The sequence below is a fragment of the Kitasatospora sp. NPDC004669 genome (assembly GCF_040609455.1).
Classification (GTDB): domain Bacteria; phylum Actinomycetota; class Actinomycetes; order Streptomycetales; family Streptomycetaceae; genus Kitasatospora.
In genome coordinates, this window is sequence record NZ_JBEXKB010000002.1 from 339,528 (window position 1) to 354,407 (window position 14,880).

The 14,880-nt window shown below is 72.1% G+C and carries 14 protein-coding genes and 2 pseudogenes; 9 read left to right on the forward strand and 7 right to left on the reverse strand.

All coding sequences use genetic code 11. The features are described 5' to 3' along the window. The first annotated feature begins 111 nt into the window (after positions 1 to 111). Positions 112 to 2,511: a collagenase gene (locus ABZW30_RS03375; RefSeq protein ID WP_355669338.1), complete on the forward strand. Its 2,400-nt coding sequence runs from the start codon at positions 112 to 114 to the stop codon at positions 2,509 to 2,511. Between the two features lie 50 nt (positions 2,512 to 2,561). Here the strand turns inward: ABZW30_RS03375 and ABZW30_RS03380 are convergent, their stop codons facing one another. After that, positions 2,562 to 3,458, reverse strand: coding sequence for a LysR family transcriptional regulator (locus tag ABZW30_RS03380; protein WP_355669339.1), 897 nt, complete (start codon positions 3,456 to 3,458; stop codon positions 2,562 to 2,564). Positions 3,459 to 3,601: 143 nt separating this feature from the next. On the opposite strand from ABZW30_RS03380, the gene ABZW30_RS03385 reads away from it, so the two are divergent. The 3 genes and pseudogenes from ABZW30_RS03385 to ABZW30_RS03395 all read left to right on the forward strand — a co-directional run. Continuing rightward, entirely contained in the window at positions 3,602 to 4,648 is a 1,047-nt protein-coding gene (locus tag ABZW30_RS03385) for a YncE family protein (RefSeq protein ID WP_355669340.1), read from the forward strand. 114 nt (positions 4,649 to 4,762) lie between these two features. Continuing rightward, positions 4,763 to 5,386, forward strand: coding sequence for a hypothetical protein (locus tag ABZW30_RS03390; RefSeq protein ID WP_355669341.1), 624 nt, complete (start codon positions 4,763 to 4,765; stop codon positions 5,384 to 5,386). Between the two features lie 100 nt (positions 5,387 to 5,486). After that, positions 5,487 to 5,612 (forward strand): annotated as a pseudogene (locus ABZW30_RS03395) (YccF domain-containing protein); the annotation flags it as partial. Here ABZW30_RS03395 and ABZW30_RS03400 read toward each other — a convergent pair. Continuing rightward, the gene (locus ABZW30_RS03400; RefSeq protein ID WP_355669342.1) at positions 5,572 to 6,096 is read right to left on the reverse strand and encodes a transposase; all 525 of its coding nucleotides are present in this window, start codon (positions 6,094 to 6,096) and stop codon (positions 5,572 to 5,574) included. The pseudogene ABZW30_RS03395 and the gene ABZW30_RS03400 sit on opposite strands and share 41 nt — an antisense overlap. A gap of 193 nt (positions 6,097 to 6,289) precedes the next feature. Here ABZW30_RS03400 and ABZW30_RS03405 point away from each other — a divergent pair, with 193 nt between their 5' ends. After that, positions 6,290 to 6,766 carry a hypothetical protein gene (locus tag ABZW30_RS03405; protein WP_355669343.1) on the forward strand — a complete coding sequence of 159 codons (477 nt, stop codon included), beginning with the start codon at positions 6,290 to 6,292 and terminating at the stop codon, positions 6,764 to 6,766. Here ABZW30_RS03405 and ABZW30_RS03410 read toward each other — a convergent pair. Further along, the gene (locus ABZW30_RS03410; RefSeq protein WP_355669344.1) at positions 6,748 to 6,951 is read right to left on the reverse strand and encodes a hypothetical protein; all 204 of its coding nucleotides are present in this window, start codon (positions 6,949 to 6,951) and stop codon (positions 6,748 to 6,750) included. The two genes, ABZW30_RS03405 and ABZW30_RS03410, sit on opposite strands and share 19 nt — an antisense overlap. Before the next feature lie 219 nt (positions 6,952 to 7,170). On the opposite strand from ABZW30_RS03410, the gene ABZW30_RS03415 reads away from it, so the two are divergent. Next, positions 7,171 to 7,383 carry a hypothetical protein gene (locus tag ABZW30_RS03415; RefSeq protein WP_355669381.1) on the forward strand — a complete coding sequence of 71 codons (213 nt, stop codon included), beginning with the start codon at positions 7,171 to 7,173 and terminating at the stop codon, positions 7,381 to 7,383. A gap of 14 nt (positions 7,384 to 7,397) precedes the next feature. After that, positions 7,398 to 7,487 (forward strand): annotated as a pseudogene (locus tag ABZW30_RS03420) (IS630 family transposase); the annotation flags it as partial. A 120-nt stretch (positions 7,488 to 7,607) separates the two neighbouring features. Here the strand turns inward: ABZW30_RS03420 and ABZW30_RS03425 are convergent. The 4 genes from ABZW30_RS03425 to ABZW30_RS03440 form a co-directional block, all read right to left on the reverse strand. Then, the gene (locus ABZW30_RS03425) at positions 7,608 to 8,114 is read right to left on the reverse strand and encodes a flavin reductase family protein (protein ID WP_355669345.1); all 507 of its coding nucleotides are present in this window, start codon (positions 8,112 to 8,114) and stop codon (positions 7,608 to 7,610) included. A gap of 99 nt (positions 8,115 to 8,213) precedes the next feature. After that, positions 8,214 to 9,413, reverse strand: a complete 1,200-nt coding sequence (locus tag ABZW30_RS03430; protein ID WP_355669346.1) for an aminotransferase class I/II-fold pyridoxal phosphate-dependent enzyme — start codon at positions 9,411 to 9,413, stop codon at positions 8,214 to 8,216. A gap of 67 nt (positions 9,414 to 9,480) precedes the next feature. After that, positions 9,481 to 9,936: a nuclear transport factor 2 family protein gene (locus ABZW30_RS03435; protein WP_355669347.1), complete on the reverse strand. Its 456-nt coding sequence runs from the start codon at positions 9,934 to 9,936 to the stop codon at positions 9,481 to 9,483. Between the two features lie 203 nt (positions 9,937 to 10,139). Further along, complete coding sequence (locus ABZW30_RS03440; protein WP_355669348.1) at positions 10,140 to 11,171, reverse strand: aldo/keto reductase; 1,032 nt, start codon at positions 11,169 to 11,171, stop codon at positions 10,140 to 10,142. A gap of 453 nt (positions 11,172 to 11,624) precedes the next feature. Between ABZW30_RS03440 and ABZW30_RS03445 the strand changes: the two genes are divergently transcribed. Both ABZW30_RS03445 and ABZW30_RS03450 read left to right on the forward strand, forming a co-directional pair. Continuing rightward, positions 11,625 to 13,340, forward strand: a complete 1,716-nt coding sequence (locus tag ABZW30_RS03445; RefSeq protein ID WP_355669349.1) for a thiamine pyrophosphate-binding protein — start codon at positions 11,625 to 11,627, stop codon at positions 13,338 to 13,340. Positions 13,341 to 13,342: 2 nt separating this feature from the next. Further along, positions 13,343 to 14,872 (forward strand): asparagine synthase-related protein, encoded by a 1,530-nt coding sequence (locus ABZW30_RS03450; protein WP_355669350.1) that lies wholly within the window; start codon positions 13,343 to 13,345, stop codon positions 14,870 to 14,872. Positions 14,873 to 14,880: the final 8 nt, after the last annotated feature.

Genomic DNA, 14,880 nt, shown 5'->3' on the forward strand with positions numbered 1-14,880 from the left:
GCGGCCACGACCCCACAGCGTCCGCCCCGGCCTCCCCCGGCAGTCCCGGGCGGAAACCCACCCCACTGCCACCTCGCACCGCCCCTGCCACTTCCCCCTCCAGGAGAACCGGTGTCAACTTCCCCCGTTGCCAAGCGAGTCCTGCTCGCCGCCGCGATGGCCGCCACCCTCACCCTGCCCACCCTGCAGAGCGCGCAGGCCTCCGCGCCCGCCGCGCCCGCGGTGACAGCCACCAAGGCCAAGCCCGCCCAGGCCGGACCCGCCCAGGCCGACCCCGATCAGCGCACCGCCTACGACGACGCCGACCACCTCGGCACCGCCGCCGCCAAGCCCGGCGCCCCCGCCCCGGCCCCCGGCGGCGGCTCCCTCGGCAGCACCCTGATCCCCGGTCTGCTGCCCGACCACGTCGGCGCGCCGGCCCCGACCGCCGCCCAGCTCGCCGCCACCCCCAACAGCACCGCACCCAGCACCACCGCCGGGGTGCCCTGCACCGTCGACGGTTTCACCGGCCTGAACCCGGACCAGTTGGTCGCCTTCCTCACCGACCCGGCCGTCACCGCCGACGGCTGCCTGCGCTCCGTCGTCTGGACCTGGGACACCCGGTTCACCACCACCATGGACAACGCCCACGTCCAGGCCGTCGCCAACCGGATCACCCAGCTGTCCGCCACCGACGACGGCACCGGCACCTCGCACCTCTACGAGCTGTGGACGTACCTGCACGCCACCGTCTACCACGCCTTCAGCCACCACGAGCTGAACGTCGGCACCCCGGCCACGCTCGCCGCGATCCAGCAGGCCGTCACGACGTACGCGGGCAGCGCGCACGCCTTCGCCGGCACCGACCTGGCCGCCGACGTCCTGCGTGAGACGGCCATCACCGCCGGCGCCGACGGCCTGCGCCAGAACAACCTCGGCCTGGCCAAGCGCATCCTCGCCTCGCTCGCCCCCGGCACCGCCCTCGCCGACAACGCCCACTGGGGCAACGCCGTCCTGCAGGCGCTCAACCTCAACTACCTGGGCATCTACAACCAGGACACGGCCTTCCTCTCCGCCGTGGCCGCCGACGCCGACTACCGGACCGCGTTCCGCGCGTACGCCTCGTGGAGCCACCTCAAGGGCACCAAGAACGCGTGGGCAGCCCGCGACGCCGTCGCCGAGTACGGCCGCTTCGGCCAGGTCCCGGCCCTGCACGACGCGACCGTCGCCGACCTCGGCTCGCTGATCGACACCGCCAAGGCCGCCTTCGGCGAGTGGTCCGACCCGTGGGCCAAGGCGATCGGCTGGGCCAACACCTACGGCGTCTGCCGGCAGTACGGCGTCTGCATATCCGACCTGGAGGCCAGGCTCTTCCCGAACACGTACACCTACGACAACGGCGCCATCGAGGTCCGCACCGCCCTCGACAAGGCCACCGTCGACCAGATGTACTACGCCAGCAAGCAGGTGAAGAGCCAGTACTTCCGCGTCCTCGGCACCGACCAGCCGCTGGCCGACGACGTCAACACCACCCTGCACATCCACCTGTACGCCTCGCGCGCCGACTACGAGGTGTACCACCCGATCCTCACCGGCTACAGCACCAACAACGGCGGCATCTACATCGAGCGCGGCGCCACCTTCTACACCTACCAGCGGCGCGTCCCGCAGGACTCCACGCTCACCCTCGAGGAACTGTTCCGCCACGAGTACGTGCACTACCTCAACGGCCGCTGGGCGGTGCCGGGTTACTTCGGGGACACCCGCTGGTACGCCAACGACAAGACCACCGCGATGGACGAGGGCACCGCCGAGTTCTTCGACGGCTCCACCCGCGACCAGGGCATCCTGGTGCGCAAGTCGCTGGTCCGCAAGCTCGCCTCGGACGAGGCCGCCGGCATCCCCCGGATGACCATCGCCCAGATCCTGCACGCCAGTTACAACGACACCCCGGCGTTCCACTTCTACAACTACGCCGGCACCTTCTTCGAGTTCCTCTGGCAGAAGCACCCCTCGCTGATCCGCGAGATGTACGGCTACCAGCGCGCCGACGACCCGGCCGGCTTCGACGCCTGGCGTGGCCGGATGGGCGCCGACGCCGCCCTGCAGAGCGAGTACTACGCCTTCCTGGACGCGCAGATCAAGAACGTCGACAACCTCTACGTCCCGTCGACCTCGTACATCGACAACGGCTCGCTCGACCTCGCCTGGGCCTCCGACGTCCAGGGCGCGTTCGCCGAGGCCACCGGCGCCACGCCGAACTGCAAGGACAACGGCGACTGGGCCAACAAGCCGATGCGCTTCATCTGCACCGGCAAGGTCACCGCCAACCTCTCCGACTCCGCCGACCCGGACAAGGTCTTCAAGGACATGTCCGACACCGTGGACTACTTCCTGCTCAGCCGCACCAAGGACGTCGAGGACGCCAACAACCTCAACGACATGAACTGCACCTTCGGCAAGGTCGACGTCTGGAGCAACGGCAAGGCCGGCACCGCCGACTACACCTGCGAGGGACCGCTGCGCCGGTAACTCGCAACCTGGGCGCGGTACGGATGGTGGGTCCGTACCGCGCCCCCTTCTCATTCCCCCCGCACCTGCCGCACGGCGGCCGCCAGGTGCTCCCGGAACCAACGATGGCCCGGGTCAGCCGAGTTGCGCGGGTGCCAGGCCATCCCCAGCTCCAGCGGGGTGAGTTCGAGCGGGATCGGGAAGGTGCGCAGCCCCAGCGCGTCGAGGGTCCCCGGCAGCCAGTCCGCCAGGCCGAGCGAGACCAGGTCGCTGTCCCGGGCCAGCATCATCGCGCCGGTGTGGCTGGGCACCACCACCGCCACCCGGCGCCGCAGCCCGCGCTCGGCCAGCGCGGCGTCGATCGGCCCGAGCCGCTTGCCCCGCCGGGAGATGCCGATGTGGTCGGCGGCGGCGAAGCGCCGGGCGGTGATCCGCCCCGCGAACAGCGGATGGCCGCTGCGGGCCACGCCCACCACCGGTGCCTTGACCAGCGGCCGGGTGCAGATCTCCGGGTCCAGCTGCCCGAGCACGCCCACCTCGACGTCCACCGGCCCCTGACGCAGCGCCGGTCCGCCCTCCAACGCCTCCGGCAGGAACAGCACGTCGACCTTCGGCGCCTCCGCGCGGATCCGCTCGGTCAGCGGGCCGGCCACCCGGACCAGCACCAGGTCGCTGGTCTGCACGGTGAAGGTCCGCTCCAGGTGCACGGGATCGAACCCGGGCCCGGGACGCAGCACATTCTCACAGCCGCGCAGCAACGCGCCGACCTCCTCGCGGAGTTCGACCGCCCGCGGGGTCGGCACCAACCCCTGGCCGGCCCGCACCAGCAGCGGGTCGCCGACCGCCCGGCGCAGCCGGGCCAGCATCCGGCTCACCGCCGCCGGCGAGGTGCCGAGCCGCTCGGCGGCCCGGGTCACGCTGTTCTCGTGGAGCAGGGCGTCCAGGGCCCGCAGCAGGTTGAGATCCATTCGAGGCTCCTGAACTGTACTTTTGCGCCTGAGGCAACTATCCCGTGCCAATCCTTGCATTGCTCCGCCGCACCGGGCCGCCGAGAGTGGAACCGTCCACTCGGAAATCCGTTCCACCTCGGAAACCCTTTCAAGGAGCACCTGTGCCGAACGACCCCCGTTCCCACCTCGCCGGCGACGTCCTCGCCGTCGTCAGCCAGAGCGGACCGACCGTCTCCTTCTTCGACGCCGCCACCGACCGGCTCCTCGACACCCTCGAAGTCGCTGCCCAGCCGCACGAGTTGTGCTTCGACCCGACCCAGCGGCTGCTCTGGTGCACCACCGCCTACCGTTCCGGCTACTACAACGCCCACGACGGCCACCGCACCGAACTGACCGTCATCGACGCCGACACCCGCCGGATCGTCGAGGTGATCGACCTCGCCCCGGAGCACGGCCCGCACGGCCTGGCCCTGGACACCGCCCGCCGCCGCCTCTACGTCAGCGTCGAGGCCTCGGCGGACCGCCCCGGCGGCGTCGTGGTCATCGACACCGCGACCCGCCGCCCGATCGGCCGGATCGACACCGACGCCCCCGGCCCGCACTGGTTCGCCATCGCGCCGGACGGCCGCACCGGCTTCGCCACCAACAAGGAGGCCCCGTTCGTCTCCGTCGTGGACCTCGACCGCGGTGTCCTGACCGCCAAGGTCGAGGTCCCCGGCAGCGAGGGCCTCGCCGTCTCCCCCGACGGCACCCTCGCCTACGTCGCCGCCCCCTACCTCGGCTTCGCCGGGAAGCCCGACTCCACCCCCGGCATCCGCGTCATCGAGGCCCGTTCAGCGACGGTGGTCGCCACCCTCCCGACCGAGAACGCCGTGCTCCCGGTCCATCTGACCGCCACCGGCAAGCTCCTGGCCGGCGAGACCCGCTCCATCCCCGACCCGACCTCCCCACTCGGCAGCCAGGCCCCCGGCCGCCTCACCGTCTTCTCCGCCGACACCCACCGGCACCTCGGCTCCGTCGAGATCGGCCTCTTCCCCCTCACCATCACCTCCTCCCCCGACGGCCGCCTCGCCTACGTCTCCAGCGTCGTCTCCTCCACCGTCGACATCATCGACCTGGACACCCTCACCCCCGTCTCCCGCCTCACCCTCCCCAAACTCGCCGAACCCGGCGCCCACGGCCTCGCCTACCTCCCCCGCCCGGCCTGACACACCCGGCCTGACACGCCATCGGACTCCGGGCGCGGCCCGCGCCCGGAGTCTTGCCCGCCGCCCGGGTCGGGGCGCATCCTGAGTCCCACCCGTCGTTCCGGGGGAGACACGATGAAACGCGGCTTCGGCGCGCTCTGTTCGACGGCAGCGCTGGTAACGGGCCTGGCTGCGGCCGCCGCGTGCGAGCCGATCCCCGCCCCCGGCCCGATCCGCCACCCGGTCCTCCTCCCCGAACCCGCCCCGCCGTCCGCCCAGTGGATCGTGGACCTCGTCGGCTCGCTCAACACACCACCGCAGTGCCCGAAACCGACACTGCCGACCCTGGTGGTCCTCGACACCGACGGCCGGTACCAGGCGATGGCGTTCTGGCTGGTGGACAACTTCGACGTCTGCTACGCCATCGTCAACCACAACGGCGAGGCGCCCACCACCATCTGGTTCACCGCCATCGAGGACCTCATCCCCCGCACCCCCATGCCGACCGACACCACGGCAGGCGTGGACGCCTACGCCTTCACGGCCTACCGCGGCCAGGTGGACGGCATCGAAGTCTCCGGCGACACCGGCCACATCGTCAGCCCCGTCCACCACCGCACCATCGATCTCGGTGCCGGCGACCTCAGTGGCGGCGATCTCGTCACCTTCGCCGAATACCACTATCGGATCCCCCCGAACGGCAAGCCCCTCTCCATCGCCCTCTGCACCCCCACCGGCACCTGCCGCGACGCCCACTGACTTACCCTGAGAAATGGCCCCCAGGGGGGGTGGACACACACGTCAGCGGGCATGGCACGGTCGTAGCAACGAGCCCGCCGAGCGTGAGAGGGTGACGCGCATGAAGCCCATCAACTTTGTTCTCAATGTCATCTGGCTGCTTTTCTGCGGCATCTGGATGGCAATTGGCTACGCGATCGCCAGAATCATCTGCTGCGTACTGATCGTGACCATTCCGTTCGGGATCGTTCACCGGGGATCAGGATCACGCGAGGGTCAACGCGACCTTCGATTCGCATTGGCGGCGTGAGGTCGAGGACTGGGAGTGGCACTCGTTCCGCCGTCGTGAGTACGGCGTTCAGCTTGGCCCAAGTGCCCTCAGTAGCCCACTCGGTGAAGTACTTCGACGCGGTGCTCGTTGACCCGTACTCCTCGCGAAGGTGCGGCCAGGAGAGGCCCCTCCGAGCCTTCGCGAAGATGGCGTCGACAGAGCGTCGGACGCGATCTCGGTAGCCCTTCGGTAGCAGGTGACGCACCAACTCCCATTGCTCGTCAGACAGATCAGCAGCCGGAACATCCAGGCGTGCCGATCGGTACCACTCCTGAACGGTGCACCGAGTACCACCGCGGCGAAGAGGCACGGGGCCTTCGATGGTGACGTTCACATCGAGTAGACCCAGAATCTCGCCCTGCTCCGCCAGACCCATGTTCGCCAGCTGATGCTGCGCCATGTTTGCAAGCGCCACCAGGTCTCGGGCCCGGCGCTCGGCCTCCTCGTTCTCGGCCAGCCAGGCGAGGGCCTCAGAGCCTGATCACTAACCATCCGTATTCGCTGGATCGGGTGATCGTTGGGTGGAGTGAACTTCCGTTCTACGTGGGAGAGATGTGGTGGTTCGTCTCTTTCGCTGTGGTTGGAGGTTGCTGGTGCCGTCGGTGTTGGGGCTGGTGGAGGAGCGGGAAGCCGGGGCTCGTCGTGAGGTCGAGCGGCTCCGGGGGGAGGCGGCCCGGCTGGCTGCTGCTCTCGGGGAGGCCGAGGCGGAGTTGTCACGGCTGGTGATCGCCCGGGAGACGCTGCGGGACGTGCTGCGCGCGGAGCCCGGCGATCGGGGCAGTGCGGTGGCGATCGGCCCGGCGGGCGCGGGACTGGAAGGCGGGATCCGGGTGGCCGTGCCGGTCCGGGAACCGGGCATGGGCCTGACCGCACTGCCCGGGATCTACCGACAGTTGGCACAGGCGTTGGAGGCGTCCCCGGAGCCTTTGCAGGCGGGCGAGTTGACCCGGCCGCTCGGGCTGGAGGCGACGGCCTCGGCGGTCGAGGGCGTTCGGGGGAAGGCGAAGCGGCTGGTCGTGCGGGGGTGGGCGGTGCAGGCCGATCGGCGCGCTCAGACCTCGTCGGTTTGAGCGGCTTCCCGCCGGCGTCGTGCCCGGTCGCCGAAGTAGACGACGATGCCCGAGAGGAACCTCTCGGAGACTTCGGCGATGTCGCGGACGCTCGGCAGTAGGTACCCCACTGCGCGGCGAAGCGCGTCCACGTCCGTACGCTCCTCACCGGACAGCTTGCTGCTCACCTGGTCCAGGAGCGACATGGCGATCACCGGGTCGAAGCCGTTGACCCCGACACGCGCCCCTTCTTGGAGCTCGAAGTGCCGATGAATCAGGTCGTCGAGAGATACGCATGGAGCCCCGGGGAGCCGCTCGGCTGAAACCAGTCGAGGTACGCCTGCTTCAGGCGCTCCGCACGGGAGATTCCCTATCTGGCGACGCGGAAGTCCTGGCAGCTCGATGCGGCCGCGCAGGACCGGGCGATGCTCGACGCGTTCCTGGAGGAACTGGCCCTGGCCCCCGCGGCCGAGGTCGACAGCACCCGGCTCGGGCTGCGCCTGCCGCCGGCGGAGATGGAGGAGTTCCAGACCCGGCTCCACGCCCTGCTCGAGGAGTTCGCCGCCCGCCCGGACGACTCGACCGCGCCCGCCTGGTCGCTCTTCATGGTGATGCACCCCGACCCGAACCGGCCCTGACGGTCCGACCCGGCGACGCCGAACTCGACCGGATCGAGCACGTCCTGGAGCGTTTCCCGGATCGGACGTTCGCGTTCGACGAGTTCGAACCGCTCGGCATCCGGACGGACGGCCCGCCCAACCTGACACCGGCCCGCCGGCCCGGGCCGGCCGGCCCGGGCCGCCGCAGCGAGGAGGACGACGGCGGGTGACGGTGCCCCGGCCCTGGCGGGACGGGACGCGGGTCACATGACGCACCGGCCGTAGCCGCCCCGCAGGAAGACCAGCGGCGGGCCGGTCCGCTGCACGGCCAGGTCGCGGACGGTGGCCGTGACGAACCAGTGGTCGCCCGCGTCCACCTCGCCCGCCGGTTCGCAGTCGAGCCAGGCGAGCGCGTCGAGCAGGGCGGGGCAGCCGGCCGGGGTCAGCCGGTACGGCACCTCCCAGCGGGCCGGGTCGCGGGCCGCGAAGCTGCGGCACACCTGCTGCTGGTCCGCGGCCAGCACGTTGACGCAGAACCGGCCGGCCGCGCGGATCCGCGGCCAGCTGGTCGAGGACTTGGCGGGCAGGAAGCCCACCAGGCGCGGGTCCAGCGAGACCGAGGTGAAGGTACCGACGATCATCGCGGGCGGGGACTGCGCCGGGGCCGGCGGCGGCGCGGTGACGAGCACCACCCCGGTGGGGTAGTGGCTCAGCACCGATCGGAACTGGTCCGTGCAGACCGGTGCTCCGCTCAGGGTGGAATCGGACATGGCAGCAGCGCTCCTTCCCTTCCGCGCCGCCGCGGGGACGTGCCGACCGGCGGCCGTGGCCAGCCGCGGCGCGTCCCCGCGGCGCGTCCCCGCGACCGGTCAGGCCACGGCCAGTGGCGCGGGCCGGCCGGCGAAGGCGACCCCGGGGAAGGACCGGGCCAGGTCCTGCACGTCCGCGGCCACCGACCGGGACTGCTCGCCGCACAGCAGCAGCCGGGCGAGCAGCTCGGCCACCGTGGCCATGTCGTGCTCCTTCATGCCCCAGCGGGTCAACTCCTGGGTGCCGAGCCGCAGTCCGGAGCGGCCGCTGCTGGGCAGCACCACCGTGGTGGTACGGATGTCGGTCGCGGTGAGCAGGCGGCCCCACTCGTGCGGGGTGTTGCCCTCGGGGTGGTGCACCCAGACCTGGTGGGTGTCGGTGAAGCCGAACTCCGCGCCCGCCACGTCGAAGCCGTGGGCCGTCAGCTGCCGGGCCAGTTCGCGCGCGTTGGCGATCACCTGGCGCGGGTAGTCCTCCCGGTACGGCAGCAGCTCCTCCAGGGTGATCGCCAGGCTGCCGACGCTCGCCGAGTGGGAGCTCGACGCGGTGAACGGGATCCTGCCGCCCACCTGCTCGGCGATGGCGTCGCTGTTGGTGACCAGCAGGCCCTTCTGCGGTCCGGGCAGCGTCTTGTGGGTGCTGCCGGAGATGCTGTCGAACCCGCCGTCCAGTACCAGCGTTTCGGGCGCGGCCGGCAACAGGCCCAGCAGGTGAGAGGCGTCCAGGCAGAGCACCGCGCCGGGGGCGGCGGCGCGCAGCGCCCGGGCGTCCGGCATCCGCAACACCGTGGACGCGTCCAGGTAGATGACGTCGGCGGGGTGCTCGGCCGTCCGCTCGGCCAGTGCGGCGTAGTCGATCTCCAGTGCCTGCCGGTCGAACGGCACGTACTCGACCTGGTAGCCGAAGCCCTGGCAGATCGTCACGGTGGCGTAGTGGCCGCCGTGCTCGGGGGCCAGCACCATGACCCGGCCGCCGGGCGGCGTCACCGCGGTGAGCACGGTGTGCATGGTGTGCAGGCCGGACAGGAACTGCACGTACGCGTGCCGGGCGCCGTAGAACTCCTTGGTGAGGGAGACGCAGTAGTCGTACACGTCGTTCAGGCCGCTGACGTCGCCGTAGACGGCCACGTCGGTCTCGGAGTACGGGTAGCGGTTGACCGCGTCGCTGGCGAGCGCCGCGGCCGCTCGCGGCGAGAGCCGGTTCTCGATCGGAAACAGGTTCAGGCTGTGCTTGCGTTCCAGGGCGGCCAGGACGTCCATGATGCTCCTCGGGCGGTGGGCGGTGTACGGGTGGGGCGGCGGTGCGGGGTGGCGGGCGCGTCCGGGCTCAGAGCCACGGGTAGCGGGCGATGTCCTGGCCCGCGTAGTCGGGGTCCAGGTAGATGAAGGCGCGGTGGATCCGGAAGTCGCGGACCTCGAAGACGCCGCACCACCGGCCGGCGCCCCACTCGGGCTGACCGGCCCGCCACGGGCCGTCCCGGTGCTCGCCGTGCGTGGTGCCCTCCACCGCGAGGAGGTCCGTCCCGGAGAGGATCCAGTTGAAGGTCCAGAAGTGGTGCTGGACCGATTTGATGGAGCCACCGAGGTCGCCGAACATCTTCTCGATCGCCGGCTTGCCGTGCGCCAGGCCCCACTTGGGGAAGAAGAAGTCGGCGTCCTCGGCGAAGAAGTCGAGCACCGGGGTGCCGTCGTGGCCGGTGCCGCCGTTGTCGAAGGCTTTGAGGTAGGCGGTGACGAGCGCCTTGCGCTGTTCGTCCGTCATGTCCGCGGCTGCCGAGGGCATGGTGGGTCCTCCGAGAGTCTGTGCCCGCGAGTCTGTGCCCGCCAAGGGGATGGGCGCCCGCCGGGAGGGCGGGCCCGGCCCGCGGCGGCGGTCGATCAAGCCGCCGCCGGCCGCGTCCCACCGTGGCAGCGGGGGCTTGGACCATCCTTGGCGTCCGGTCGTCCAGCGCTTTTCAAGCGCCGCTCCACCGGGCCCGGCGTGGCTCAGTTCCCGGTCATGGCCAGCAGGTTCGGTGCGTAGCGCTCGCCGTGCACCGGCACGGCTGCTGCCTCGGCCACCGCCGCCAGGTCCTGCTCGGTGAGCTCGACCGTGGCGGCCGCCAGGTTCTCGGCCAGGTGCGCGCGCCGGCCGGTGCCCGGGATGGCGACCACGTCTCGACCGCGGTGCTGCACCCAGGCCAGCGCCAGCTGGCCGAGGGTCAGGCCGAGCCGGTCGGCGACCGGCCGCAGCCGGCGCAGCAGCAGCTGGTTGCCGGCCAGACCCGCGGGGCTGAAGCGCGGCTGGGAGCGACGGAAGTCGTCGGCGGCCAGGTCGGCGGTGGTGCGGATCGCGCCGGTCAGGAAGCCGCGGCCGAGCGGGGCGTAGGCGACCATGCCGATCCCCAGCTCGCGGCAGACCGGTACCACCTCGGCCTCCAGGTCGCGGGACCACAGGCTCCACTCGCTCTGCACCGCCGTCACCGGGTGCACCGCGTCGGCCCGCCGCAGGGTCGCCGCCGACGGCTCGGAGAGACCGAAGTACCGGACCTTGCCCTCCTCGACCAGTTCGGCCACGGCGGCGGCGGTCTCCTCCACCGGTACGGCCGGGTCGATCCAGTGCTGGTAGTAGAGGTCGATGTGGTCGGCGCCGAGCCGCCGCAGCGAGCGCTCGCACGCGGCGCGGACGTACGCCCGGTCACCCCGCAGGCCCTGGAACGCGCCGTCCGGCGAGCGCACCATGCCGAACTTCGTCGCCAGCACCACCTCGTCTCGGCGGCCCGCGACCGCCCGGCCGAGCAACTCCTCCCCGGCGCCCAGCCCTTGGACGTCGGCGGTGTCCAGGAGCGTGACGCCGGCCGCGATGGCGGCCCGGATCGTCGCGACCGCCTCGGCCTCGTCGGGCCGGCCGTAGAACACGGTCGTGGGCAGGCACCCCAGCCCCAGCGCCGACACGCGCAGTCCGCGCAGCTCGCGCACCGGCAGACCGGCGGGTGACGGGACGACCGGCGAACCGATCGGGGGTACGGCTGACGGCATGGCTGACCTCCGTTGAAGGGGTGCACGGGACGGGACCGGGTGCGGCCGCGCGACCATGGGCGATCGGGAGCCGGCTGCTGCCGCACCCGCCGGCTCTCCGTCACGACGGCGCCGTGGCCCCGTTGTGGGTGAGCGCGGCCGCAACGGCCCGACGCCCCCAGAGGCGTTCGCGGCCGGGGCGCGCTCGACGAACCCGACCCCAGCACCGTAGCGCCGGCGCCGGAGCGTCACAACGGGTGCTCAGCTCGGCGTTTGACGATTCGCTGACCACCCGGTGACCGCCCCGGCCGACTCCGCGCACCGGAGCTTCAAGGAGATCGTCCATGTACCTGCAAGGCCCCGGCCACAGAGTCGAGACGCAGCGTGCCGGCCGGCCGAGTCCCGGCGGCACGCGGTCCTTCCGGCGCCGGGACTTCGGCGCCGCACCGAGATCCCCCTTGCCGAGGAGCTGCCATGTCCCGTGTGTCCACCAGCCCGAGCACCAACCCGACGACCGCCCACGCGCTGCTGCAGCGGCTGCGCGACCACGGGGTGCAGACGGTCTTCGGCGTGGTCGGCCGGGAGGCCGCCTCGATCCTCTTCGACGAGGTCGACGGCGTCGACTTCGTGCTGACCCGGCACGAGTTCACCGCCGGGGTGGCGGCCGACGTACTGGCCCGGATCTCCGGCCGGCCGCAGGCCTGCTGGGCCACCCTGGGGCCCGGTATGACCAACCTGTCGACCGGGGTGGCCACCTCGATCCTCGACCGCTCCCCCGTGATCGCGCTGGCCGCCCAGTCCGAGTCGCACGACATCTTCCCCAACGACACCCACCAGTGCCTGGACTCGGTCGCGGTGATGCGCCCGATGACCAAGTACGCGGTGGAGCTCCAGCGCCCCGACGACATCACCGACCTGGTGGACTCCGCGGTCGCCGCCGCGATGACCGAACCGGTCGGCCCGAGCTTCATCTCGCTGCCCGTCGACCTGCTCGGCAGCGACATCGACACCGCGCTGGTCCACCCCGCCGCCCGGACCCCCGCCAAGCCGGTCGGCGCGGTGCAGGACGGCTGGCAGGCCGCCGCGCGGCAGGCCGCGGAGCTGGTCGCGTCGGCGCAGCACCCGGTGCTGGTGGTCGGCGCCGCCGCGATCCGCTCCGGCGCCGTCCCGGCCGTCCGCGCGCTCGCCGAGCGGCTGAACATCCCGGTCATCACCACGTACATCGCCAAGGGCGTGCTGCCGCACGGCCACGACCTCAACTACGGCGCCGTCACCGGCTACATGGACGGCATTCTGTCGTTCCCGGCCCTGGAGACGCTGTTCGGCCCGGCCGACGTCATCCTCACCCTCGGCTACGACTACGCGGAGGACCTGCGCCCGTCGATGTGGCAGCGCGGCGGGACCAAGACCACCGTCCGGGTGTCGCCCACCGTCAACCCGATCCCGCGGGTCTACCGGCCGGACGTCGACGTCGTCACCGACGTGCTCGCCTTCGTGGAGTACCTCGACGAGCAGACGGCCGAGGTCCCGGTGAAGACCCCGCACGACATCGCGCCGCTGCGCGAGCGGATCGCGGAGTTCCTCGCCGACACCGAGCACTACCAGGACGGCATGCGCGTCCACCAGGTGATCGACTCGATGAACACCGTGATGGCGGAGACCGCCGAGCCGGGCGAGGGCACCATCGTCTCCGACATCGGCTTCTTCCGGCACTACGGTGTGCTGTTCGCCCGCGCGGACCAGCCGTTCGGCTTCCTCACCTCCGCCGGCTGCTCCAGCTTCGGCTACGGCATCCCGGCGGCGATGGGCGCCCAGCTCGCCCGCCCGGGACAGCCGACCTTCCTGATCGCCGGCGACGGCGGCTTCCACTCCAACAGCGCCGACCTGGAGACCATCGCCCGGCTCAACCTGCCGATCGTCACCGTCGTCGTCAACAACGACACCAACGGCCTGATCGAGCTGTACCAGAACCTCGGCCACCACCGCTCGCACGACCCGGCGGTCAAGTTCACCGGCGTCGACTTCACCGAACTCGCCCGCGCCAACGGCGTGGAGGCCGTCAAGGCGGCCACCCGGGAGGAGCTGCTCGCCGCGCTGCGCAAGGGCGCCGCCCTCGGCCGACCGTTCCTGATCGAGGTGCCGGTGAACTACGACTTCCAGGCCGGCGGCTTCGGCGCGCTGAGCATCTGACGATGGCCCGGACACTGCCCGCCGCCACCGGCTTCCTGGCCGCCGTCCACCACGGCGGCGGCCAGGCCCCCGAGGCGGTCCTCGCCTCCGCCGGGTCCCGCGCCGCCCTGCGGGCGCGGCCCGGCGGCCTGACCCTGGACGCCGTCCTGCTGCACTCCGGCGCGCCCGACGCCGCCCACGCCCACGGGCGGGGCCGCACGGTGGTGCTCACCGGGGAGCTCTACAACCAGGACGAGCTGCTCACCCTGCTCCCGGGGCGCTCCCGGCCGGTCACCGACGCGGACCTGCTGCTCGCCCTCTTCGACACCTACGACGTACACGCGTTCCGGCTGCTCAACGGGCGCTTCGCCGCACTGGTCGCCGGGGAGGGCCGGGCGGTCCTCGCCACCGACCACGCCGGCTCCGTCCCCCTGTACGTGAGCGCCGTGCCCGGCGGCGTCCTCGCGGCGACCGAGGCCAAGGCGCTGCGGACCGCACCGGTCGGCCGGCGGATCACGGCCGCCCGCCGGGTCCGCCGGCTGCCCGGCACCCACCAGGTGCCGGCCGGTACCGTCCTGGAGATCGAGGTGGCCACCGCTGACTGCACCGACCACCGCACCTGGGCGCCCTCGCCGGCCCGCCGGGTCATGGCCGAGCAGGACGCGGCCGAGGCCGTCCGGCACGCCCTGGACCGGGCCGTCCGCGCCCGTACCGGGCCGGACACCCCGCTGGTGGTGCTCTCCGGCGGCATCGACTCCTCCAGCATCGCCGCGCTGGCCAGCGGCCACCGGGCCGGGCCGGTCGACACCGTGTCGATGGGCACCGACCTGGCCGACGAGTTCCAGCAGGCCAGGGTGGTGGCCGAGCACCTCGGCTCCACCCACCGGGAGGTCACCGTCCACACGGACGACCTACTGCGCCGGCTCCCGCACGCGGTCTGGGCCGCCGAGTCGCTGGACCCGGACATCATCGAGTACCTGCTGCCGCTGACCGCCCTGTACCTGGCCCTGGAGGGCCCCGGCCGGCGCATCCTCACCGGCTACGGGGCCGACATCCCCCTTGGCGGTATGCACCGGGAGAACCGGCTCCCGGCCCTGGACACCGCCCTCGCCCACGACATGGCCACCTTCGACGGCCTGAACGAGATGACGCCGGTGCTGTCCGGGATCGCCGGCCACTGGTCGACCCACCCGTTCTGGGACCGCGAGGTGCTCGACCTGCTGGTGTCCCTGGAGTCCGGGCTCAAGCGGCGCCACGGCCGGGACAAGTGGGTGCTGCGCGCGGCCATGGCGGACCTGCTCCCGCACGAGACCGTCACCCGTCCCAAGCTCGGCGTGCACGAGGGGTCGGGCACCACCAGCTCGTTCAGCCGACTGCTGACGGACGCCGGGGTGCCCGCGGGCCGCGTGCACAGGGCCAAGGAGCTCGTTGTCCAGCACCTGTTCGACCAGGTCGTGGTCGACGGCCGGCACCCGGACGAGGTGGCGGCCGCCGAGGCGGTGCAGCTGGTCGCCGACGCCCTGGAGCACGACGCGACGCTGGTCCACCGGTGACGCCCGAC